Source organism: Palleronia sp. LCG004 (assembly GCF_032931615.1).
Lineage (GTDB): Bacteria > Pseudomonadota > Alphaproteobacteria > Rhodobacterales > Rhodobacteraceae > Palleronia.
The window spans coordinates 2,511,481-2,532,673 of record NZ_CP136759.1; the positions used below are offsets into that span (position 1 = coordinate 2,511,481).

General features: G+C 66.6%; 14 protein-coding genes. 8 read left to right on the plus strand and 6 right to left on the minus strand.

The window, feature by feature from the left end:
• The first annotated feature begins 35 nt into the window (after nt 1-35).
• From RVY76_RS12315 to RVY76_RS12325, 3 genes are all read left to right on the plus strand, one after another.
• Nucleotides 36-1,694: a sulfatase-like hydrolase/transferase gene (locus RVY76_RS12315; RefSeq protein ID WP_317374369.1), complete on the plus strand. Its 1,659-nt coding sequence runs from the start codon at nt 36-38 to the stop codon at nt 1,692-1,694.
• 323 nt (nt 1,695-2,017) lie between these two features.
• Nucleotides 2,018-3,001 (plus strand): TAXI family TRAP transporter solute-binding subunit, encoded by a 984-nt coding sequence (locus RVY76_RS12320; RefSeq protein ID WP_317374370.1) that lies wholly within the window; start codon nt 2,018-2,020, stop codon nt 2,999-3,001.
• 74 nt (nt 3,002-3,075) lie between these two features.
• A complete protein-coding gene (locus RVY76_RS12325; RefSeq protein ID WP_317374371.1) occupies nt 3,076-5,304 on the plus strand; it encodes a TRAP transporter fused permease subunit in 2,229 nt (742 codons plus the stop codon).
• 35 nt (nt 5,305-5,339) lie between these two features.
• On the opposite strand, the gene RVY76_RS12330 is transcribed toward RVY76_RS12325, so the two are convergent.
• The 3 genes from RVY76_RS12330 to RVY76_RS12340 form a co-directional block, all read right to left on the minus strand.
• Nucleotides 5,340-6,674 carry a sigma-54 dependent transcriptional regulator gene (locus RVY76_RS12330; RefSeq protein ID WP_317374372.1) on the minus strand — a complete coding sequence of 445 codons (1,335 nt, stop codon included), beginning with the start codon at nt 6,672-6,674 and terminating at the stop codon, nt 5,340-5,342.
• Nucleotides 6,671-8,488 (minus strand): ATP-binding protein, encoded by a 1,818-nt coding sequence (locus RVY76_RS12335; protein ID WP_317374374.1) that lies wholly within the window; start codon nt 8,486-8,488, stop codon nt 6,671-6,673. Before RVY76_RS12335 ends, RVY76_RS12330 begins: the two co-directional genes overlap by 4 nt.
• A 177-nt stretch (nt 8,489-8,665) precedes the next feature.
• Entirely contained in the window at nt 8,666-9,628 is a 963-nt protein-coding gene (locus RVY76_RS12340; RefSeq protein ID WP_317374376.1) for a formate/nitrite transporter family protein, read from the minus strand.
• A gap of 383 nt (nt 9,629-10,011) precedes the next feature.
• Here RVY76_RS12340 and RVY76_RS12345 point away from each other — a divergent pair, with 383 nt between their 5' ends.
• The 5 genes from RVY76_RS12345 (at nt 10,012) to RVY76_RS12365 (ending at nt 15,623) form a co-directional block, all read left to right on the plus strand.
• A complete protein-coding gene (locus RVY76_RS12345) occupies nt 10,012-11,937 on the plus strand; it encodes a glycoside hydrolase family 15 protein (RefSeq protein WP_317374377.1) in 1,926 nt (641 codons plus the stop codon).
• 117 nt (nt 11,938-12,054) lie between these two features.
• Nucleotides 12,055-12,963, plus strand: coding sequence for a metal ABC transporter substrate-binding protein (locus RVY76_RS12350; protein WP_317374378.1), 909 nt, complete (start codon nt 12,055-12,057; stop codon nt 12,961-12,963).
• A gap of 61 nt (nt 12,964-13,024) precedes the next feature.
• The gene (locus RVY76_RS12355) at nt 13,025-13,909 is read left to right on the plus strand and encodes a manganese/iron ABC transporter ATP-binding protein (RefSeq protein ID WP_317374379.1); all 885 of its coding nucleotides are present in this window, start codon (nt 13,025-13,027) and stop codon (nt 13,907-13,909) included.
• Nucleotides 13,906-14,778 carry a metal ABC transporter permease gene (locus RVY76_RS12360; RefSeq protein WP_317374380.1) on the plus strand — a complete coding sequence of 291 codons (873 nt, stop codon included), beginning with the start codon at nt 13,906-13,908 and terminating at the stop codon, nt 14,776-14,778. Before RVY76_RS12355 ends, RVY76_RS12360 begins: the two co-directional genes overlap by 4 nt.
• Entirely contained in the window at nt 14,778-15,623 is an 846-nt protein-coding gene (locus RVY76_RS12365; RefSeq protein ID WP_317374382.1) for a metal ABC transporter permease, read from the plus strand. The genes RVY76_RS12360 and RVY76_RS12365 overlap by 1 nt, the downstream gene beginning before the upstream one ends.
• Nucleotides 15,624-15,642: 19 nt before the next feature.
• Here the strand turns inward: RVY76_RS12365 and RVY76_RS12370 are convergent, their stop codons facing one another.
• From RVY76_RS12370 to RVY76_RS12380, 3 genes are read right to left on the minus strand one after another with little or no spacing between them, the layout of a single operon-like run.
• Nucleotides 15,643-18,972, minus strand: a complete 3,330-nt coding sequence (locus RVY76_RS12370; RefSeq protein WP_317374383.1) for an error-prone DNA polymerase — start codon at nt 18,970-18,972, stop codon at nt 15,643-15,645.
• The gene (locus tag RVY76_RS12375) at nt 18,972-20,438 is read right to left on the minus strand and encodes a DNA polymerase Y family protein (protein ID WP_317374384.1); all 1,467 of its coding nucleotides are present in this window, start codon (nt 20,436-20,438) and stop codon (nt 18,972-18,974) included. The genes RVY76_RS12370 and RVY76_RS12375 overlap by 1 nt, the downstream gene beginning before the upstream one ends.
• Entirely contained in the window at nt 20,407-21,111 is a 705-nt protein-coding gene (locus tag RVY76_RS12380; RefSeq protein WP_317374385.1) for a hypothetical protein, read from the minus strand. Before RVY76_RS12380 ends, RVY76_RS12375 begins: the two co-directional genes overlap by 32 nt.
• Nucleotides 21,112-21,193: the final 82 nt, after the last annotated feature.

The window sequence follows — 21,193 nt, forward strand, 5'->3', positions numbered from 1 at the left end:
CGGGGGCCGGCCCACTCACTGCTGCGAGGTCCGCCTTGTCCCGTCCGAAGAACATTCTCTTTATCATGTTCGACCAGCTTCGCTGGGATTATCTGAGCTGCTATGGCCATCCGCATCTGAAGACGCCCCATATCGACAGGCTGGCCGCCAGGGGCGTCCGGTTCACGAATGCCTATATCCAGTCGCCGCTTTGCGGACCGTCGCGGATGAGCACCTACACGGGACGCTACGTCCATTCGCACGGCGCGTCGTGGAACGGCATTCCGCTCAAGGTCGGCGAGCGGACGATAGGCGATCACCTGCGCGACGCGGGCATGTCATGTCACCTCATCGGCAAGACCCACATGCGTGCGGATGCCGAAGGGATGGCGCGACTCGGGATCGAGCCCGACAGCCTCATCGGCGTGCGGGTCGCCGAATGCGGCTTCGACGTGGTCGAGCGCGACGACGGGATGCGTCCCGAGGGGCCCGACGGGCTTTATGACGAGGGCGGAGCCGCGCGTTACAACGACTGGCTGCGGGAAAAAGGCTACGAGAGCGACAATCCCTGGCACGACTTCGCCAATTCGGGACGGGACGAGGACGGTAACGTCCTCTCGGGGTGGTTCCTCAAGAATTCGGTCCACCCGGCCAACATCGCCGAGGATGACAGCGAGACGCCGTACCTCACCCGCCGCGCGATCGAGTGGATGGAGGGCGCGCGCGACACCGGGCCTTGGTGCTGCCATCTCAGCTATATCAAGCCGCACTGGCCCTATGTCGTGCCCGCGCCCTATCACGACATGTTCGGCCCCGACGACGTGCTGCAGCCCATTCGCTCGGATGCCGAGCGGCAGACCGATCATCCGGTCCTCTCGGCCTTCATGGACGCGCCGATGAGCCGCGCGTTCTCGCGCGCGGAGGTCCGCGATCCGGTGGTGCGGGCCTATATGGGTCTTATCAAGCAATGCGACGACCAGATGGGCGTGCTCTTCGACTATCTCGAGCGGTCCGGTCGGATGGAGGACACGCTGATCGTCGTCACGTCGGATCACGGCGACTTCCTCGGCGATCACTGGATGGGCGAGAAGATGTTCTTTCACGATGCCAGCGTGAAGGTCCCGATGATCGTCTACGACCCGTCGGCCGAGGCCGACGCGACGCGCGGGACGGTCTGCGAGGATCTCGTCGAATGCATCGACCTGGCCCCCACCTTCGTCGAGGCGGCGGGCGGAGACGTCCCCGACCATATTCTCGAGGGCCGGTCGCTCTTGCCGATTCTCCACGGAAAGGACGATCCGGCGCGCGATTTCGTCGTCTGCGAATATGATTATTCGGCCTCGCCCATCGCCGAACGGTTGGGTGTGTCGGTGCGGGATGGGGTCATGTTCATGGTCGGGACGACCCGCTGGAAGCTCATCCATTTCGAGGGTGGCTTCCGGCCGATCCTGTTCGACCTGACCGAGGATCCGGACGAACTCGTCGATCTGGGGGCCGATCCCGCGCACGAGGAGGTACGGGCCGAGATGTACGGGCACCTCTTCACCTGGGCGCGCCGGCTCTCGCAACGCACCACCCGCAGCGCCGAGCAGCTACGCTCCATGCGCCGCGCCTCATCCCGCAAGGGCGTGATGATCGGCATCTACGACGAGAACGACGTGCCGCTGGAACTGACGACGAAATACCGCGACCGGAAAGTACCGGATCGCCGCTGAGCCTGCGCTGAAGACGCGGGCCGGATCCCGCGCCGCAAGGAGGCATTGCCCGCGACAGGCCAAGGGTTTGATTCGGAGCCTTTCCTCATGCCGACCCCCTTCATCCGGGGGCTGAGCCGGGTTTCGGACTTGGGGGCGGCGGCACCCATGCAACACCCCGAATGGGCACGATCCGAAACATGCGCGATGGAAAACGCGGCAGCTGGCGTTTTTCCGGCCTCCTTTTCTTGCAATGCCGGTATGCCCTCCGGGTATAGCTGTAGGCAGCGATCCGAGAACGCAGGACGTTCCCGGATCGGGATGACATCGAAGTGGAGGACAAGATGAAGACGCAGATCACGATTGCGACCGCCTGCCTGATGGTGGCCGGAATGGCCGGCGCACAGGATGCGGACCGCTCCGACTGGCCGACGAGCTTCACGGTCGGCACGGCAAGCCAGGGCGGCACCTATTTCGCCTATGGCTCGGGCTGGGCCAATCTCGTGGCCGACGAACTGGGTGTTTCCGGCGGTGCCGAGGTGACCGGCGGGCCGATGCAGAACATGGCGCTCGTCCATACGGGCGACCTCGCCTTCGGCCTGACGACGATGGGCCCCGCGCGCGAAAGCCTCGATGGCGAGAACCCGATCGCTCCCGGCCTCGCCATGGACAATGCCTGCGCGATCTTCCCGATGTACCAGACGCCCTTCTCGGTCACGACGCTCTCGTCTTCGGGCATCGACAGCATCGAGGGCATCCCCGAAGGCTCGCGCATCGGGTTCGGTCCGGCGGGCTCGACCTCCGACACCTATTTCCCGCGGATGCTCGAAGAGCTCGGCGTGAGCTACGAACGGCGCAACGGCGGCTGGTCGGATCTTGGCGGTCAGCTTCAGGACGGACTGCTCGACGTCATCGCCTTCGCGGCCGGCATTCCGATCCCGGCCGTCAGCCAGCTCGAGGTGCAGACGGATGTCAACATCATCCCCTTCACCGAAGAGCAGCAGCAGACGCTCATGGACACGTTCCCCGTCTCGCAGTTCGAGATCCCGGCGAGCACCTATTCGACGCTGTCCGAACCGGCCCGGTCGGTCGCGATGTGGAACTTCGCCATCGCCAATTGCGACCTGCCCGACAGCTTCGTCAACGCGGTGGTCGACGTCGTCATGTCCGACAACGAGCGGATGGTGAACATCCACCGTGCGGCGCAGACGACCGTTCCCGAGAACGCGGACAAGAACACCGTCCTGCCGTGGCATCCCGGTGCCGCCGCGTGGTTCCGCGAGAACACCGACGTCGAGATCCCCGACGACATGATTCACGGAAACTGATCCACGGATCATCTTAACGGGGCCCCGGCCGTCGCGCCGGGGCCCTCGTCGCAGGTTCAGGAGGAGGAGCCGGAATGTCGGTCGGACCAGAGAAGACCAATCGCGTCGTCGCCGAAGGCGCGGATGACGAGATCATCGAGGACAACAGACGTCTTTTCACCGGATGGCGGCTCGTCGCGGTCAGCGTGGCTGCGGGGCTCTATGCCGCGTTCCACATGGCGGCCCTGACGGGGCTGTCGATCTCGTCGATGACGGGCATCTCGATCCCGTTCCTGCCGACCTTTCCAATGGAGACGTGGAACTTCCGGATCGTGCACGTCGCGGGCGCGCTGATCCTGGGCTTCATCCTCTACGCGCCCAATACCTTTGCCGAGGACGGGGCGCACCGGTCGCGCGGGCTCGACCTCGCGGCGCTCGTCCTTGCCATTCCGGCGCTCGGATCGCTCGTCGTGGCGCTGTGGTTCGCCGGTCAGATCGCGGGCGGCCTGTCGTGGAACGGCATGGATCAGACGATCCGATTCAGGGAACTCTGGCTCTTCGGGACGCCGCTCTGGATCGCGACCGCGGGCGGCATCGTGCTGAGCTGGCTGGTCCGGCGCGAACGGTCCGGCCTCGGCATGCCGGATCTGGTGCTTTCGATCTGCGCGGTTTCGGTCGCGGTCTATCTCATCACGATCTACGGCACGCTCATGCGCAATTCCACGGGCACGCCCTTCGCGCCCATCGGGATCTCAATGGCGGCGGTCGCGGGCAGCGCGCTCATCATGGAGATGACACGCCGCGTCGCAGGGCTCGCCCTCGTCATCATCTCGGGCGTGTTCCTCGTCTACGTCTTCACCGGGCAATACCTGCCGAGCTTCCTCAACTCGCCCGCCATCGCGTGGGACCGGTTCTTCAGCCAGGTCTATACGGATGCAGGTATCCTGGGGCCGACCACGGCGGTGTCCTCGACCTATATCATCCTCTTCATCATCTTCGCGGCCTTCCTGCAGGCCTCGAAGGTCGGCGAATACTTCATCAACTTCGCCTTCGCGCTCGCCGGACGGGCGCGCGGCGGGCCTGCCAAGGTCGCGATCTTCGCCTCCGGCCTCATGGGGATGATCAACGGCACCTCGGCGGGCAACGTGGTCGCCACCGGGTCGCTGACCATCCCGCTGATGAAGAAGGTCGGCTACAAGCGCACCACCGCCGGCGCGATCGAGGCCGCGGCCTCGACCGGAGGCCAGATCGTCCCGCCCATCATGGGCGCGGGTGCCTTCATCATGGCCGAGATCACCGGCATTCCCTATACCGAGATCGCCATCGCCGCGATCATCCCGGCGATCCTCTACTTCGTCTCGGTCTTCTTCATGGTCGATTTCGAAGCCGCGAAGCTCGGGATGAAGGGGATGAAGGACGACGAGATCCCGGAACTCGGCGAGTTGCTGAAGAAGGTCTTCCTCTTCATCCCGATCGTGATCCTGATCGTGGCGCTGTTCTTCGGTTATTCGGTGATCCGAGCAGGCGTCTACGCGACCCTCGCCGCGGTCGTGGTGAGCTGGCTCACCCGCCACAGGATGGGACCGCGCGCGATCGGCAAGGCATTCGAGATGGCGGGCGTCATGTCGATCCAGATCATCGCGGTCTGCGCCTGTGCGGGCATCATCGTGGGGGTCATCAGCCTCACCGGTGTCGGCGCGCGCTTCTCCTCGGTTCTGCTGAACCTCGCCGATGCCTCGCAGCTCATCGCGCTCTTCTTCGCGATGTGCATCTCGATCCTCCTCGGGATGGGGATGCCCACGACGGCGGCCTATGCGGTGGCGGCCTCGGTCGTGGCACCTGGGCTCGTGCAGCTCGGGATCGCTCCGCTGACGGCGCATTTCTTCGTGTTCTACTTCGCGGTGCTCTCGGCGATCACCCCCCCGGTCGCGCTCGCGAGCTATGCGGCGGCCGGCATCTCGGGCGCCAACGCGATGGAGACCTCGACGGCCTCGTTCAAGATCGGGATTGCCGCCTTCATCGTGCCGTTCATGTTCTTCTACAATTCAGCGTTGCTGATGGATGGAACATGGCTCGAGATCGGGCGCGCGGGGATCACGGCGATCATCGGCGTGTTCCTTCTGTCCTCGGGCGTGCAGGGCTGGTTCGTCGGGGCGCGCGCCTCGTGGATCACGCGTGGCATCCTCATCTTCGCGGCGCTGTCGCTGATCGCGGGCGGCCTTCTGAGCGACCTCATCGGCGCGGCGGCCACGGCGGCGGCATTCGCGGTCTCGCGGGTGATGCCGTCATCGCGCCGGCCGGCCGCGACGACCGCGTCGGACTGAACGCATCGCCCCCGTCCGGACATGTCCGGGCGGGGTCAGCCCCGCCCGGAGGCGTCCTCCCGGCGGATCCCGTATTTCTGCATCTTCTCGTAGAGCGTCTTGCGTCCGATCCCGAGCGCCTCGTAGGTGGCCTTGAGGCTGCCGTCGTGGATCGCGAGCGTGCTGGCGATCATGTCTCTTTCCGCGCGTTCGAGCCGCTCCGTCAGGGTTTCCGACCCGGTACCGGATTGCGGCGGATCCTCAAGCCCCAGAACCAGCAGATCCGCCGCGCTGCGCAATTCGCGCAGGTTGCCGGGCCAGTCCCGTTCGGCCATCCGCATGAGGAGGTCCGGCGGCGTCTCGGGCAACGGCCGTTCCATCCGCCGCGCCGCATCCGCCACGAACCGAACGAAGAGGCGCGGTATGTCCTGCCTGCGTTCCGACAGATCAGGCATCCTGAGCGTGACCGGGTTCAGCCTGTAGAGCAGGTCGTCGCGGAACTGGCCCGCCTCGACGAGCGGTTCGAGCGGAACGCGGCTCGAGGCGATGAACCGCGCCTCGAGAGGGACGGCCTCGGCAGCCCCGAGAGGGCTCACGGCGCGATCCTCGAGCACGCGCAGCAGCTTGGCCTGAAGCGCGAGCGGGGCGGAGCTGACCTCATCGAGGAAGATCGTGCCCCCCCGCCCCTGTTCGAGCCGTCCGGTGCGGGCGCGGCTCGATCCCGGGAAGGCGTTGGCCGTATACCCGAAAAGCTCGGCCTCGACGTGATCGACCGAAAGCGCTGCGAGGTTGATCGCGACGAAGGGGCGCGGCATGCCGGAGCCGAGCGCATGGATCCCACGCGCGACATGTTCCTTGCCCGTGCCCGTCGCACCGACGATCAGCACGTCGAGCTCGCTTTCGGCGATGGTCCGGATCTTGCGCCGGATCTCGACGATCTCGGCGGCACGACCGAGGACGATCTCGTCCAGCAGCGTCCCGTCGGCGTCGGTCCCACGCAGATCGCGCAGATCGAGCGTCATCCGACGTTTTTCCAGCGCGCGGCCCACGGCGGTCATCAACCTCTGTCGCGCAAAGGGTTTCTCGATGAAGTCGTAGGCCCCGCGCCCCAGCGCCTCGACCGCGAGTTCGACATCGCCATGGCCCGTGACGAGCAGGATCGGAAGGTCGCGATCACGCGCGAGCGCCGCGTCGAGAAACGCCATCCCGTCCATCCGCGGCATCCGGATATCGCAGATAACGATACCGGGGAAATCGGGGCGCAGCGCGTCGAGCGCGGGTTCGGCACGCGAGAACGTCACGGGATCGAGCCCCGCGAGCTCCAGCATCTCGGCGAGCGAGGCGCGCACATCCTCGTCGTCGTCGATGACGAAGATCGGGTCGCCGCTCATTCGGCGGCCACGCGCCGGGTTTCGGCACGGCGCAGCGTCACGGTGAAGCGCGCGCCCCCTTCGGGGACGTTCGCGGCCCGCATGCTGCCGCCGAAATCCTCGATGATGTTGAAGCAGATCGACAGGCCGAGCCCCAGGCCGTCGCCTACCTCCTTGGTGGTGAAGAACGGATCGAATATCTTCGGCAGCACGTCCTCTGCGATGCCCGATCCACGATCGGTGACGGTGATCGTCACATCGGCCTCGCCAGCGGCGATGTCGATGTCGATCTCGGGCGGCTGCCCTGCATGGGCCGCGTCGATGGCGTTCGAGACGAGATTCATCAGAACGTGCTGTAACCGCGTGCGCCCCCCAAGGACGAGCGCGTCGCGATCGCCCGTCACCCCGATCCGGGCCTCGGAGCGGTCGATCCGTGCCGCGAGAAGCTCCAGGGCCTCGTCGATGACGGGGCCGATCTCGACCGACTTCAGATCCTGACCCGAGCGTCGGGCGAACCGCGTCAGGTTGCGCGAGAGCTGCGCCATCTTGCCCGTGAGGTTCATCACGCGACCGAGGCTCGCCGCCGCGCGGTCGGCCTGCCCGGCCTCGTGAAAGGCCAGCGCGTTCTCGGTATAGGTGCGGATCGCCGCGAGGGGCTGGTTGAACTCGTGGCTGAGCGCCGCCGACATCTGGCCCAGCGCCGCGAGCTTTCCGGCCTGGACGAGCTCGGTCTGCGTCTGGCGAAGGCGGTCGACGGCGGCGCGCCGCTCCGCAACCTCGTCGGCCAGCCGGGTATTCGCGGAGGTGAGTTCCGCCGTCCGCTGCGCCACGCGCGTGGCGAGCGTGGCCTTGTCGCGTTCCCGTGCGACGAGCCGGTCGATCAGCCGTTTCCGGCGCTGCATCAGCAGGAGGAGGACCGCCATCGCGGCGATGCCCCCCGCCCCGATCGCCGCGCCGATCGACCAGAGCCGTGCGCGAAGCGGATCGAGATTGTAGAGCACGTGAAGCTGCCATCTTTCCTGCGGCAACGACGTGCTCAGCGACAGGTAGGTCGGACGCGGCCCCGCCTCGGCGATCGACGCCCCCCGCACGAGCGGCAGCGTCGCCCCCCAGGATCCCGCCCGTTCGAGAGGGGCTCTCGGGATCGCATCGACGTCGTACCGGCGCGTGCGCGCGATCTCGTCGCGCGCCACCGCGTCGATGTCGTCGATCGCGGTCATTCTGAGGCCGGGAGCATCGGATATGATCGAGATACCGGCCTCGTCGGTCACGTAGACGGCGTTGGGAGCCTGGGTCAGCGCCTCTTCGAGTGCCGTGATCGAAACCTTCACCACCACCACGCCCAATATCCGGCCATCGTCCATGACCGGCGAGGAAAGATAGTAGCCGCGGAGCCCCGACACCGTCCCGAGGCCGAAGAAACCGGTCGTCTCGCCTTCCATCGCGTCGGTGTAATACGGCCGGAAGCTGTAGTTCTGACCCACGAAGCTCTGCGCGTCACGCCAGTTCGACGCGGCGATCGTCAGTCCGTCGGGGCGCAGAAGATAGGTATCGAGCGTACCCGCGATGTCGTTCCAGCGTTCGAGCTCGCGGCTGACATCGACAAGCGCACCGGGCTCGGGCGTGCCGTCCAATGCTTCATGGATGAGCGGGCTCCGGGCATAGAGCTTCGGCAGAGCACGGAACCGATCGAACCAGTTCTCGACCGTGAGGGCGGCGCGATCGACGACGGCCTGCGCATCGCGGGCCGTGCGATCGCGGAGCGTGTCGTGTATTCCGAGGAAGATCGTCATCGACAGGGCAAAGACGATTGCGGCAACCCCGAGCGGGTGCACCCGATCGAGAAAGGTCCGGGCCCTGGGGTCGGGGCGATGTCGTCTGCTCGAGATCACATGAAGAGGCGTAGCACGGAAATTCAGCCGAGCGAAGAGACCGGCAACGCGCGTATGCGGCCCCGCAAGATCGACATATGCGCGGGAGGTTCGATGATCCGAACCTCCCGCCACGGGGGATTACCGCGAGATCCGTCTGGCCGCGCTGCCGAAGAACCAGTCCTTCGCGCTCAACTGCTCGCCGTAGCGCTGGAAGAGGTCCGAATCCTCGTGTTCGGCAAAGAGCGCGTAGTTCAGCACGGCGACGAAGGTGACCCCTCCGACCGTGTTGCCCAGCAGGACGGGAAGCACGAATGTCGGGAAGAGCGGGAAGAACCCGATATCCGATTGGGTGAAGGCGAGATAGAACACTTCGACCGAGGACGTGATGATGTGATAGAACCCGGCCACGCCGATGAAATACATCAGCACGTAGACGAAGACGATCTTGGAGATCGTGTCGCGCGCGGCATGGACGAGCCAGACCATCGCGGCGACGATCCAGCCTGCGATCACGGCCTTCGAGAAGAGGTCGAACCATCCCTGTTCATGTGCGTGACGCCCCATTTCCACGGCCTTCGCGACCCGTTCGGGCGTGAAGACGTCGAACCAGGCCAAGAGCGCCGCGACCCCCACCGCACCGATCATGTTCGCGGCCAGCACGACTCCCCAGAGCCTGAGCGTGCTCGCGACACTCGCAAGCCGCGTGAGGACGAGCACGACCGGCGTCAGCGTGTTCTCCGTGAAGAGCTGGTAGCGGCCGAGCACGATGATGAGGAAACCGACCGGATAGAGCAGGTTGCCGAGAAGTCCCGGGCTCTCCTCGCCCGCGACCTCGGTGAAGACCACGCGCGCGACGAAGGTGAGGCCCAGCCCGGCCCCCGCGCCCAGCGCACTCCAGAAGAGATAGCGGTTCGAAGCGGCGAGTTCGTGATCGGCGCTCGACAGGACCCGTGCGAAGATCTCGTTGAAGGCGAAATAGTCGCGCATCACCTCGCCGTCATCCGGAGCATTGCGCAGGCGCCGTTCGGATTCATCGCGACTATCGTTCTGGGCGCCGTCCGCTTCATCGTCCGACTGAGGTCTGTGATCTTCGGTATTCATCCGCAATCTCCGGAAGATGAAACTGACATATTCATAAGATCGCTCGCGCGCGGAAAAAGGAAAGGGCGACGGCCTTGCCGCGCAGCAGGCAACGGCCCGCCCGGGGCACCGCCGACATTCTGCAAGGCCGAATACGCTCGGTTTCGCGATCCACCTTTCTAACGAAAACGTGTAGTGACCCACGAACATGCCCGCCCAAGGCGAGTATCAGGGGTGGCCCCGATCCGTCGATCGATCGCGTCCTGTCCGGTCCGGCGACAGCTCCCAAACCGGCTGTGCGCTTTCGCACAGTTGCCCGGCCCGTCGCCGATCCTACACTTCCGCAACGCCGCACGGATCGCGGCCGTCGATGTCTTCCGCCCCCGATCACGAAGGATGCCCCCTTGAGAGCGAACGACCAGCCGGAGCGCCGACGCAGTTCCACAGACATTTCGGCGGATCAACGACCCGCGGACGCGGCACCGGACAGCAGAGGGCGCGAGGGCGGTAAGAGTGTCGACAAGCGCAGGATCTCCGACTACGCGATGATCGGCGATTGCCAGACGGCGGCGATGATCTCGCGCGATGGATCGATCGACTGGCTGAGCGTGCCGCGCTTCGACGCGCCCTCCGTCTTCGCCGCACTCCTGGGCGAAGCCGAGAACGGACGCTGCCGTATCGCACCCAAAGGAGATTTTGAGGTCACGCGCCGCTACCGGCCCGGCACGCTCATCCTCGAGACCGAGTTCCGCACGGAAACCGGCACGGCGGTGCTGACGGATTTCATGCCGATCCGCGACGAACGGCCGGTCAACGTGGTGCGGATCCTCGAATGCCGTTCTGGCACGGTCGAGCTCGAACTCGATCTGCGGATCCGCTTCGATTACGGCGCGATCGTACCATGGGTCACGCATCACGACGCGACGACGCGGCTCGCGATCGGCGGGCCCGACGCGCTGGCGATCCGGACACCGCTCGAGGTCGAAGGGGAGGGCCTGCACAGCGTCGCCTCTATCCCGCTCGAGGAAGGCGACAGAACGCATCTGGTGCTCACCTATTATCCGTCGCACCTGCCGCCGCCCGAGGCGATCGACCCGCTCCAGGCGCTGACCGAGACCGAACGATACTGGCGCGACTACACCGCGCGGTGCCCCGACGTGGACGGCGATACCGAGGCCGTCGCCAATTCGCTCGTGATCCTCAAGGCGCTGACCTACGCACCGACGGGTGGCGTCGTGGCGGCTGCGACCACCTCCCTTCCCGAGGAAATCGGCGGATCGAGGAACTGGGATTACCGGTATTGCTGGCTCAGGGACGCGACCATGACGCTCGTCGCGTTCATGGATCTGGGCTATTTCGACGAGGCGCGGGCGTGGCGCGACTGGCTGATGCGCGCGATCGCGGGTGATCCGGCAAGGTTGCAGATCATGTACAGCGTCACCGGGGAAAGACGGCTTCAGGAATGGCAGCCGGACTGGCTCGGGGGCTTTCGCGGGTCGAGCCCGGTCAGGATCGGCAACGCGGCAAGCGGTCAGCTCCAGCTCGACGTCTTCGGCGAGGTCTTCGACATGCTCGCCCAGGCGTCAACGGGGATCGAACCGTCCGACCATGGCCGCGATCTGCGGACCCATCTGCTCGAACGGCTGGAGAAGATCTGGCGCGAACCCGATGCTGGCATCTGGGAGCCGCGCGGCGGTCCGCGCCACCATGTGCATTCCAAGGTGATGGCCTGGGTCGCCTTCGACCGCGCCGCGAAGGGCTTCGCGGGCGACGATCACGACGGGGACGCGGCCGCGCGGTGGCGTGCCGTGGCGGACGAGATCCACGCGGAGGTCTTGGAACACGGGTTCGACACGGAACTCGATACGTTCGTGCAATCCTACGACAGTACGTCGCTGGATGCGTCGCTGCTCTTCATCCCTCTGGTGGGGTTCCTGCCTGCGGACGATCCCCGCGTCGTCTCGACGGTGGCGGCGATCGAACGGTCGCTGATGGTCGGCGACACATATCTGCGCCGCTACGATACAAAGACGTCCGACGATGGGCTCGAGGGAAGCGAGGGGATGTTCCTCGCCTGCTCGTTCTGGCTTGCCGATGTCTATGTCCTGCAGGGGCGGCGCGACGACGCCCGGGCCATTCTCGACCGCCTGATCGCGCTTCGCAACGATGTGGGCCTCCTGCCGGAGGAGATCGACGCGGAAACCGGCGAATTCCTCGGAAATCTTCCGCAGGCATTCAGCCATGTCGGCCTGATCACCACGGCGCTGAACCTCTCGCAGGCGAACGGCCCGGCGAAGCGCCGGTCTCACTGCCCGCCCGCGGACGAGTGACGGGGGAGATATCCGCGCTACTTGCAATCCATTCTCATTCTACTTGACAGATGAGAACGCTTCGCATTACGGAACGTGCAGGGCCGGAGCGTCGTGCCACCCGGCCAGGAGACCGACATGATCATCCGCTCAGGCCCCCTTGCTGCCCTGGCAGCCGCCGCGTTCTGCGCCCACGGCGCGCTGGCGCAGGATGACGGCGATCCGTTCAAGGCGGTTACGACCTTCACCGTTTTGGCCGACATGGCGCGCAACGTCGCGGGCGACGCGGCCGAGGTCGTGTCGATCACCCGCCCCGGAGCCGAAATCCACGGCTATCAGCCCACGCCTCAGGACATCGTCGGGGCATCGGATGCCGATCTCATCCTCTGGAACGGTCTCAACCTCGAACGGTGGTTCGAGCAGTTCCTGGCCAATCTCGGCGACATTCCCTCGGTAACGCTGACCGACGGAATCGACCCGATCCCGATCGCCGACGGGGTCTACGAGGGCCAATCGAACCCCCATGCCTGGATGGGGCTCGACAACGCGATGATCTATGTCGACAACATCGCCGAGGCCTTCGCCACGCACGATCCCGAGAACGCCGAGACCTACCGGAGCAATGCCGAAGGCTACAAGCAGGAGATCCGCGACCGGATCGGCCCGCTGCGCGACCGGATCCGAGACCTGCCGGAGGATCGCCGCTGGCTCGTCACCTGCGAGGGGGCGTTCAGTTATCTGGCGCGCGATTTCGGGATGCAGGAACTCTATCTCTGGCCGATGAACGCCGATCAGACCGGCACGCCGCGGCAGGTCCGGTCGGTCATCGACGGCGTCCGAGAGCATGACGTACCCGTCGTCTTCTGCGAAAGCACCGTGAATACCGCCCCGGCCGAGCAGGTCGCGCGCGAAACCGGGTCGAGCTATGGCGGCGTGCTCTATGTCGACAGCCTGACGACCGAGGACGGCCCGGCACCGACATATCTCGACCTTCTCGAAGTCACGGCGCAGACCATCGCCCGGGGGATGGGGGCGGATGCGAACTGATCCCGATCTCTCATTTCGCGATGCACGAAGACCGTCGGATGACGGGGCCGCGGAGATGAACATGACCGCGGCCGCGGATGACCGGACCTTATCCGCCGGTGCGGGCATCTTTGCCTGTGACGTGACGGTCACCTATCGCAACGGCATGACTGCGCTCCACGATGCGAGCTTCGAGATCCCGCGCGGCACGATCACCGCGCTGGTGGGCGTGAACGGCGCGGGCAAGTCCACGCTCTTCAAGGCGATCATGGGCTTCGTGCCGACCGCGCGGGGCGAGATCCGTCTGCTCGGCAAATCGGTGAAGGAAGCCCTGCGCGAGAACCTCGTGGCCTATGTCCCGCAGGCCGAGGAAGTCGACTGGAGCTTTCCGGTGCTGGTCGAGGACGTCGTGATGATGGGGCGCTACGGTCACATGGGCTTTCTGCGCCGACCGTCGCGCGCCGATCGCGAGGCCGTGGAGACAGCGCTCGCGCGCGTCAACATGACCGAATTCCGCAAGCGCCAGATCGGCGAGCTTTCGGGCGGACAGCGCAAGCGCGTCTTCCTCGCCCGCGCGCTGGCCCAGGACGGTCGCGTGATCCTGCTCGACGAACCCTTCACCGGCGTCGATGCGACGACCGAGGACCAGATCGTCGCCCTGCTGCGCGAGTTGCGCGACGAGGGGCGGGTCATGCTCGTCTCGACCCACAATCTCGGATCGGTGCCGGAATTCTGCGACCGGACGATCCTCATCAAGGGGACGGTGCTGGCGGCGGGCCCTACCGAAACGACCTTTACCCGCTCCAATCTCGAACTGGCCTTCGGGGGCGTGCTGCGGCATTTCACGCTCGGCGGCGACCGGCTCCATGACGACGACGATCCGCGCGAGGTCCGCATCATCACCGACGACGAACGGCCCTTCGTCCATTACGGTGACCGACCGACCGCACGCAGGGACGAGGAATGATCGACCTCCTGCTCGAGCCGTTCTCCTACGGATACATGTTCAACGCGATGTGGGTCTCGGCGCTTGTCGGCGGGGTTTGCGCGTTCCTGTCGTGCTATCTCATGCTCAAGGGATGGTCGCTGATCGGCGACGCGCTCAGCCATTCGGTCGTGCCCGGGGTCGCCGGAGCCTACATGCTGGGCCTTCCCTTCGCGCTCGGTGCATTCATCGCGGGGGGGCTCGCCGCGGGGGCAATGCTGTTCCTGTCGGGGCGGTCGGGGCTCAAGATCGACGTCATCATCGGCATCATCTTCACCGCCTTCTTCGGGCTCGGCCTCTTCATGGTGTCGCTCTCGCCGATGGCGGTCAGCATCCAGACGATCGTCATGGGCAACATCCTTGCCATCACGCCGGGCGACACGCTGCAGCTCGCCCTCATCGGGTTCGTCTCGCTCGCGGTGCTGCTTCTGAAGTGGAAGGACCTGATGGTCGTCTTCTTCGACGAGACCCACGCGCGATCGGTCGGCCTCAGACCGGACCTGCTGCGCGCAGTGTTCTTCGTGCTCCTCTCGGCCTCGGTCGTGGCGGCGATGATGACGGTCGGCGCGTTCCTCGTGATCGCCATGGTCGTGACGCCGGGGGCCACGGCCTACCTGCTCTGCGACCGTTTTCCGCGCCTCATCTGCCTCTCGGTCGCGATCGGCACGGTGACGAGCTTTGTCGGTGCCTATCTCAGCTATTTCCTCGACGGGGCGACGGGGGGCATCATCGTCACGTTGCAGACGCTCGTTTTCCTCATGGCCTTCGTCTTCGCGCCGAAGCACGGCACGCTCGCGGCACGGCGCAAGGCCGCCGCCGCGTTGTCGCGCGGGGGAAAGGTCGCACCCTGATGCTCGAGACGCTCATTCTGCCGTTCCAGTTTCCGTTCATGCAGAACGCGTTCTGGATCTCGCTTCTCGTGGCACTGCCCACGGCGCTGCTGTCGTGCTTTCTGGTGCTCAAGGGCTGGGCTCTGATGGGCGATGCGGTCAGCCACGCGACGCTGCCGGGCATCGTGCTCGCATGGATCCTGGGTCTGCCACTCCTTCTCGGGGCCTTCGTGGCGGGGATGCTCTGCGCGCTCGCGACGGGGTATCTGTCGCATAACAGCCGGGTGAAGGAGGACACGGTAATGGGCGTGGTCTTTTCCGGCATGTTCGGTGTCGGGATCGTCCTCTACACTTCCATCCGGACCAACGAACATCTCGATCACGTCCTCTTCGGCAACATGCTGGGCGTGGGACGCGAGGATCTCTGGAGCTCGGGGATCATCGCCGTGCTGGTCTCTTCCCTTCTCGTGGTGAAATGGAAGGATCTGCTGCTCCATGCCTTCGACCCGGCACAGGCGCAGGCATCGGGGCTGAACACGAAGGTGCTGCATTACGGGCTGCTCTCGGCGCTGTCGCTGACCATCGTCGCGACGCTGAGCTCGGTCGGCCTGATCCTCGCCGTGGCGCTTCTGGTGACGCCGGGGGCGATCGCGTTCCTGACGGTTCGCAGCTTCGCGCCCATGCTGGCGGTCTCGGTCGCGGTCTGCATCTTCGCGATGGTCGCAGGCACCTATGCGAGCTTCTTCGTCGACAGCGCGCCCGCGCCCACGATCGTGCTGATCCTGACCATCCTCTTCATCGCGGCCTTCCTTCGCCGCCAGTGGAGCGCGCGCGCCATGTCACGCAGGACGGCACCCGCGAACTGACCTTCGGGACGCCTGGCGGTCAGTGGAAATCGCGCGACTTGGGAATCACGCGAACGTCGCGCGGATGGTTTCGCGGCGAAACCTGGCCCGGAAGGGGGTGGGTCGGATGGTCGCCCCGGGCGGTGGTCCGCGGCAGGGCCGCGTCCGACAGGGCGGCGAGGCGATCGCTGCGATCCTCCAGGTCGCGGGCGACCACGTGGATCACCCGCCCGTCGGTCTGCACGACGCCGCGCACCACCATCAGACGGGCCGACATGATCGTTGGACGATAGCGTTTGAACATGTCCGGCCAGATCACGAGGTTGGCGACGCCCCCCTCGTCCTCGAGCGTGATGAAGCAGACGCCCTTGGCGCTGCCGGGCTTCTGGCGCACAAGCACCAGCCCGGCGAGCGAGACGCCCTGCCCGTGGCGCATCTGCGGCAGGTCGCGCGAGGCGGCGAAGCCCTGGGCGGCGAGGCTGCGACGGAAGAACGACATGGGATGCGCCTTGAGCGACAGGCGAAGGGTCTGGTAATCGGCGACGACATGCTCGGCCTCGGGCATGGCGGGCAGATGCAGCTCGGGTTCGGGCCCCTCCGGCGCGGCATGGACATGGTCGAAGATCGGCAGGGCCGGCGCATCCTTCAGCGCCTGCGCCTGCCAGAGCGCCTGCCGTCGGTCGATCCCCATGCTGCGCATCGCATCGGCCGCCGCGAGCCGCCGGATCGCCCGCGCGTCGATGCCCGCCCGTGACCTCAGATCCCCCACGTCGCGATAGGGGCTGTCGCGTTCGCTCATGATCCGCAGCGCCATCGCCTGCTGCAGGCCATCGACCCGCCGCATCCCGAGACGCAGCGCGAACCCCTCCGCCGCGGGTTCGAGCGTCGAATCCCAGTCCGAGAAGTTCACGTCGACGGGCCGCACCTCGACCCCGTGATCGCGCGCGTCGCGGACGATCTGGGCCGGGGCGTAGAAACCCATCGGCTGCGAGTTCAGCAACGCACAGGCAAAGGCCGCCGGGTAATGGCATTTCATCCAGCTTGAGACATAGACGAGCTTGGCGAAGCTCGCCGCGTGGCTTTCGGGAAAGCCGTATTCGCCGAACCCCTTGATCTGATCGAAGCAACGGCGCGCGAAGACCGGATCGTAGCCACGCTCGATCATCCGGCCGACCATCTTGTCCTGGAGCAGATCGATCGTCCCGCGCGAGCGGAAGGTGGCCATGGCGCGGCGCAGCTCGTTCGCCTCGCTGGGCGAGAAGCGCGCGGCGTCGATCGAGATCTTCATCGCCTGTTCCTGGAAGATCGGCACGCCGAGCGTGCGGTGCAGGATGCGTTTGAGCTCGTCCTGCGGATGCTGAGGGCCGGGGGTGGGATACTCGACCGGCTCCAACCCCTGGCGGCGACGCAGATAGGGATGGACCATGTCGCCCTGGATCGGACCGGGACGGACGATGGCGACCTCGATCACAAGGTCGTAGAAGACGCGCGGACGCAGCTTGGGCAGCATCGCCATCTGGGCGCGGCTTTCCACCTGAAAGACGCCGAGGCTGTCGCCACGGCAGAGCATGTCGTAGGTCGGGCGGCGGTCGTCGGATTCGTCGTCCTCGACCGGCACCGTCGCGAGTTCGAGCGCGCGCCCGTGATGCGCCGCGATGAGGCCGAAGCACTTGGCGATGCAGGTCAGCATCCCGAGCGCGAGGACGTCCACCTTGAAGATGCCCAGCGCGTCGATGTCGTCCTTGTCCCATTCGATGAAGCTGCGCTCGGGCATGGCACCGTTGCCGATCGGCACGATCTCGGTCAGGGGGCGGTCGGTCAGGATGAAGCCGCCCACATGCTGCGAAAGGTGCCGCGGCATCCCGATCATCTGCCGCGCGAGAATCAGCACGCGCCTGAGATGCGGATCGCCGAGATCGAGCCCCGCCTCGCGCGCGCGGTCGTCGTCCATCTGCCCCTCGAAGCTGCCCCAGATCGTCCCCGCGAGCTTCGAGGTGACGTCCTCCGACAGGCCCATGGCCTTGCCGACCTCGCGGATGGCCGAGCGGGGACGGTAATGGATGACGGTCGCGCAAAGACCCGCCCTTTCGCGGCCGTATCTGCGATAGATGTACTGGATCACCTCCTCGCGGCGCTCATGTTCAAAATCGACGTCGATATCGGGAGGTTCGTCGCGTTCCTCGCTCAGGAACCGCTCGAAGAGCAGGTCGTGGACGGCCGGATCGACCGAGGTGATGCCGAGGCAGAAGCAGACCGCCGAATTGGCCGCCGACCCGCGACCCTGACAGAGGATCGGCGGATCGGCCTCCTCTCGGGCGAAGCGGACGATGTCGCGGATCGTCAGGAAATAGCGGGCGATCTTCTTCGACGCGATCAGGGCGAACTCCCTGTCGATCGTCCGGGCCACATTCTCCGGCACGCCGTCCGGATAGCGTCTCGCGGCCCCTTCCCATGTCAGGCGTTCCAGCTCCTCCTGCGGGGTGAGGCCGGCGGGATGGATCTCGTGCGGGTATTCGTACTGGAGCTCGTCGAGAGAGAAGTCGATCCGATCGGCGAGCGTTCGCGTCGCGGCGACGGCGTGAGGCCAGTCCGCGAAGAGGCGGCACATCTCGGCGGGCGATTTCAGGTGCCGTTCGGCATTGGCCTCGAGGAGGAAGCCAGCGCGCTGGACGGTGGCACCCTCGCGGATGGCGACCATCACGTCCTGCAGCGGACGCCGCTCGGGCGCGTGGTAGAGCACGTCGTTGGTCGCGAGGATCCCGAGGCCGTGGGACCGCGCCAGCGCGTCGAGACGGTTGATCCGCGCCCTGTCGTCACCGCGATAGAGGAACGTGGCACCCAGATGGCGCATGCCCGGCAGCGCACGGACGAGCCGCGGAAGCCCCCGTTCGAACGCGTCGAGATCGTCCTTCGGCATCGCGACGAGGTGCAGCCCCCCGGCATGGGCGGACAGCATCTCGAGCGTCAGATGCGTCTCGCCCTTCTGCTGCCACGCGCCCTCGCGGGTCTGCATCTTGCCCTTCGAAAGCAGGGTCGAGAGGCGCGCATAGGCGTCGCGATCCTGCGGATAGGCCAGGATCTCGGCCCCGCAGAGCAGCACCAGCCGCGCGCCGATCCGGGGGCGGATGCGGGCGGTCTTCGCCTCGGTATGGACCCGCACGACGCCCGCGAGAGTGTTGCGATCCGCGATCCCGAGGCTGTCGTAGCCCAGCAGGTTGGCCGTCGCCACGAGATCCGAGGCGTCGGAGGCTGCGCGCAGGAAGGAAAAGCAGCTCGCCAGGCCGAATTCCACGTAAGGCGCGGGCGGGTTCGGGGCGAAGCCGTTCTCCTTCGACAGGGTGCGGCGCTTGTGTCCCTCGGGCATGGGCATCAGGCGAAGAACCCGTGCAGGAACCAGCGGGGTGCATCCCCGCGGCCATCGTCCAGGACCCCCTCGCGGTAGAGCCAGAACCGGCGGCCATCCTCGACCTCGACCTTGTAGTAATCCCTCAGCCGCGTGCCGGGGCGGTCGCGCCACCATTCGGGCGCGATGCGCTCGGGTCCGGCATGTCGCAGGGCGCGGTAGGTCACGCGCCTCCAGACGAACCGGGTCGGAGGACCGTCCGGCACGCCGTAGATCACGCCAACCTCCTCGGCCGGATCGAGAAGGCGCACGGGACGCTCGCGCGGAAGGGTCGGCGCGTCCGCCGCCTCTGCACCGAGGGCCGGAACCTCTCCCGTCATGCGTTCGGGGCGGTGGGTTTCGGTCCAGCGTGCCCACGTGACCCGCTCGGGGCCGAGCCGGGCGCTCAGCCGATCGACGAGACCGGCGAGATCCTCCTCCGCGTCGCGGCCGCCGCCGAGATCCTCCTGCCGGAGGGGCACCGGCTCGACCCGGACGGCGTCGAGCGTCAGCAGGTCGAACCCGAAGCCGGGATCGATCGCGTCGAGCCGACCCTGCCAGAGACGCAGCAGATGCGCAGGATCGCGGCTTGCGCGGGCGAGACCGATGGTCACGTCGCGGCATTCGCCGTCGATCCGGTAGATCGTGAGCCGCATCCGGCGTGCCCCCTGACCGTCGGAGACGAGAGCCCGGCAAAGCGTCTCCGCGAGACCGGGAAGATGCGGATAGGGGTCGATCACCGGTTCCGGCAGACGGGTACGTGCGTGGTATTCGCGATGATCGGGTGGCGCGTTCAGGGGATCGGGCATCCGCCCCGCGGCCCGGTCCAGAAGGATGAGCGGATTTCGATCGGAGGGCGCGGCAGCGAAGCGGCGCATCAGCGCCTGACGTGGCATGTCGGCCAGCGCGCCCAGGGTCTTGAGCCCCAGACGGGAGAGAAGCCGATCTGTTTCTGCATCGATCCCGAGGGCACCGACCGGCAACGGGGCCAGATGCGCATCCACGTCCGCGGAGGTGCAGATCGCGCGGTCGGGGCCGTGGCGCGCGAGCGCCCGCGCCGCGCCCGGCATGGGGGCCATGGCCAGGCGCGCGGTCAGCCCCTGAAGCGCGAAACGGCGCGCGATATCCTCCAGCAGCGCGGGTTCTCCGCCCCAGAGATGCGTGGACCCCGTGGCGTCGAGGACGAGCCCGTCCGCGCCGTCTGCGGCCGTCCACGGACACCAGCGGCGCGACCAGTGCACCAGCCGACGCAGCAACGCGCGGTCGCCGTCGAGATCGGCAGGCTCCACGTGGAGGTCGGGATGGATCGCCTGCATGTCGACGATGCGCTTGCCACGCGCGATTCCCCGCCCCGTGGCCACGGCATCGGCCCCGTGGACCACGGGACCATGCGCCCCCTCGCGCGACAGCACGACTGGCACGTCAGGACCCGGCAGCGTCCGATATTGCTGCACCACCCGTCTCCACCGCTCTATCGTCAGGGCGGGAAACCAGACTGAGACGATCCGCCGTTCCCGGGTCATGACGGGCCACCCATCGGCCCGGGGCGCGGCCCTGGGCACGAAAGAGCTCCGCATCCCATTGGGCCCATCCCGGCGCGCGGGGATCGTGGGGATGCGCCTGCGACGGCAGGGAGGCGACGCGCCAGCGCATACGTGCCGCACTCAGCACGCCGGGATCGGCCCCGCGGATCAGATAGACCGGAACGCCAGAGCGTTCGGCGCGGATGGCGAGCCGCTTCGTCGCCGTGAAGTCGAGCGCAGCCGGCGCGCCGTGGATCTCGCCCACCACGGCCGAGAGGGCCGCGCAGGAGGCCCCCTCCTCCATGGCCCAGAGGACGTCGCGCGGATGGCTCACGCGGACCTGGAGGATGCGGAGACCCGAGGCCATATGCCCCAGGCCCGGCAGGTACAGCGCGCCCGCCTCGCGCCGCGACAGGCGATCCTGCACCCAGAGGACCGGACGCTGCCCGAGGGACAGAAGCGACAGCACGAAACCCGTCGCCCCCGGATCGGCGCTCCGCAGGGGATGCAAGTCGGTCAGGGGCGGCCGCAACGCATCGCCCTCCGGGACGGAGGGGGCGCGGCGACCGCGTCCGGGCAGATGGACGACCTGCGGATATGGCAATCGATTCCCCATGCACCGCCTCATTGTTCACTTTTTGTTCTTTTTGGCCAGTTCTTTTCCGCATTATGTTTCGACGATGCGT

What these genes read in the sequence shown, in the direction of transcription:
- RVY76_RS12370 (WP_317374383.1), bottom strand. Translation starts at nt 18,972, where the DNA reads ATGCCCATGCCCGAGGGACACAAGCGCCGCACCCTGTCGAAGGAGAAC.
- RVY76_RS12330 (WP_317374372.1), bottom strand. Translation starts at nt 6,674, where the DNA reads ATGAGCGGCGACCCGATCTTCGTCATCGACGACGACGAGGATGTGCGC.
- RVY76_RS12340 (WP_317374376.1), bottom strand. Translation starts at nt 9,628, where the DNA reads ATGAATACCGAAGATCACAGACCTCAGTCGGACGATGAAGCGGACGGC.
- RVY76_RS12360 (WP_317374380.1), top strand. Translation starts at nt 13,906, where the DNA reads ATGATCGACCTCCTGCTCGAGCCGTTCTCCTACGGATACATGTTCAAC.
- RVY76_RS12355 (WP_317374379.1), top strand. Translation starts at nt 13,025, where the DNA reads ATGACCGCGGCCGCGGATGACCGGACCTTATCCGCCGGTGCGGGCATC.
- RVY76_RS12320 (WP_317374370.1), top strand. Translation starts at nt 2,018, where the DNA reads ATGAAGACGCAGATCACGATTGCGACCGCCTGCCTGATGGTGGCCGGA.
- RVY76_RS12365 (WP_317374382.1), top strand. Translation starts at nt 14,778, where the DNA reads ATGCTCGAGACGCTCATTCTGCCGTTCCAGTTTCCGTTCATGCAGAAC.
- RVY76_RS12325 (WP_317374371.1), top strand. Translation starts at nt 3,076, where the DNA reads ATGTCGGTCGGACCAGAGAAGACCAATCGCGTCGTCGCCGAAGGCGCG.
- RVY76_RS12350 (WP_317374378.1), top strand. Translation starts at nt 12,055, where the DNA reads ATGATCATCCGCTCAGGCCCCCTTGCTGCCCTGGCAGCCGCCGCGTTC.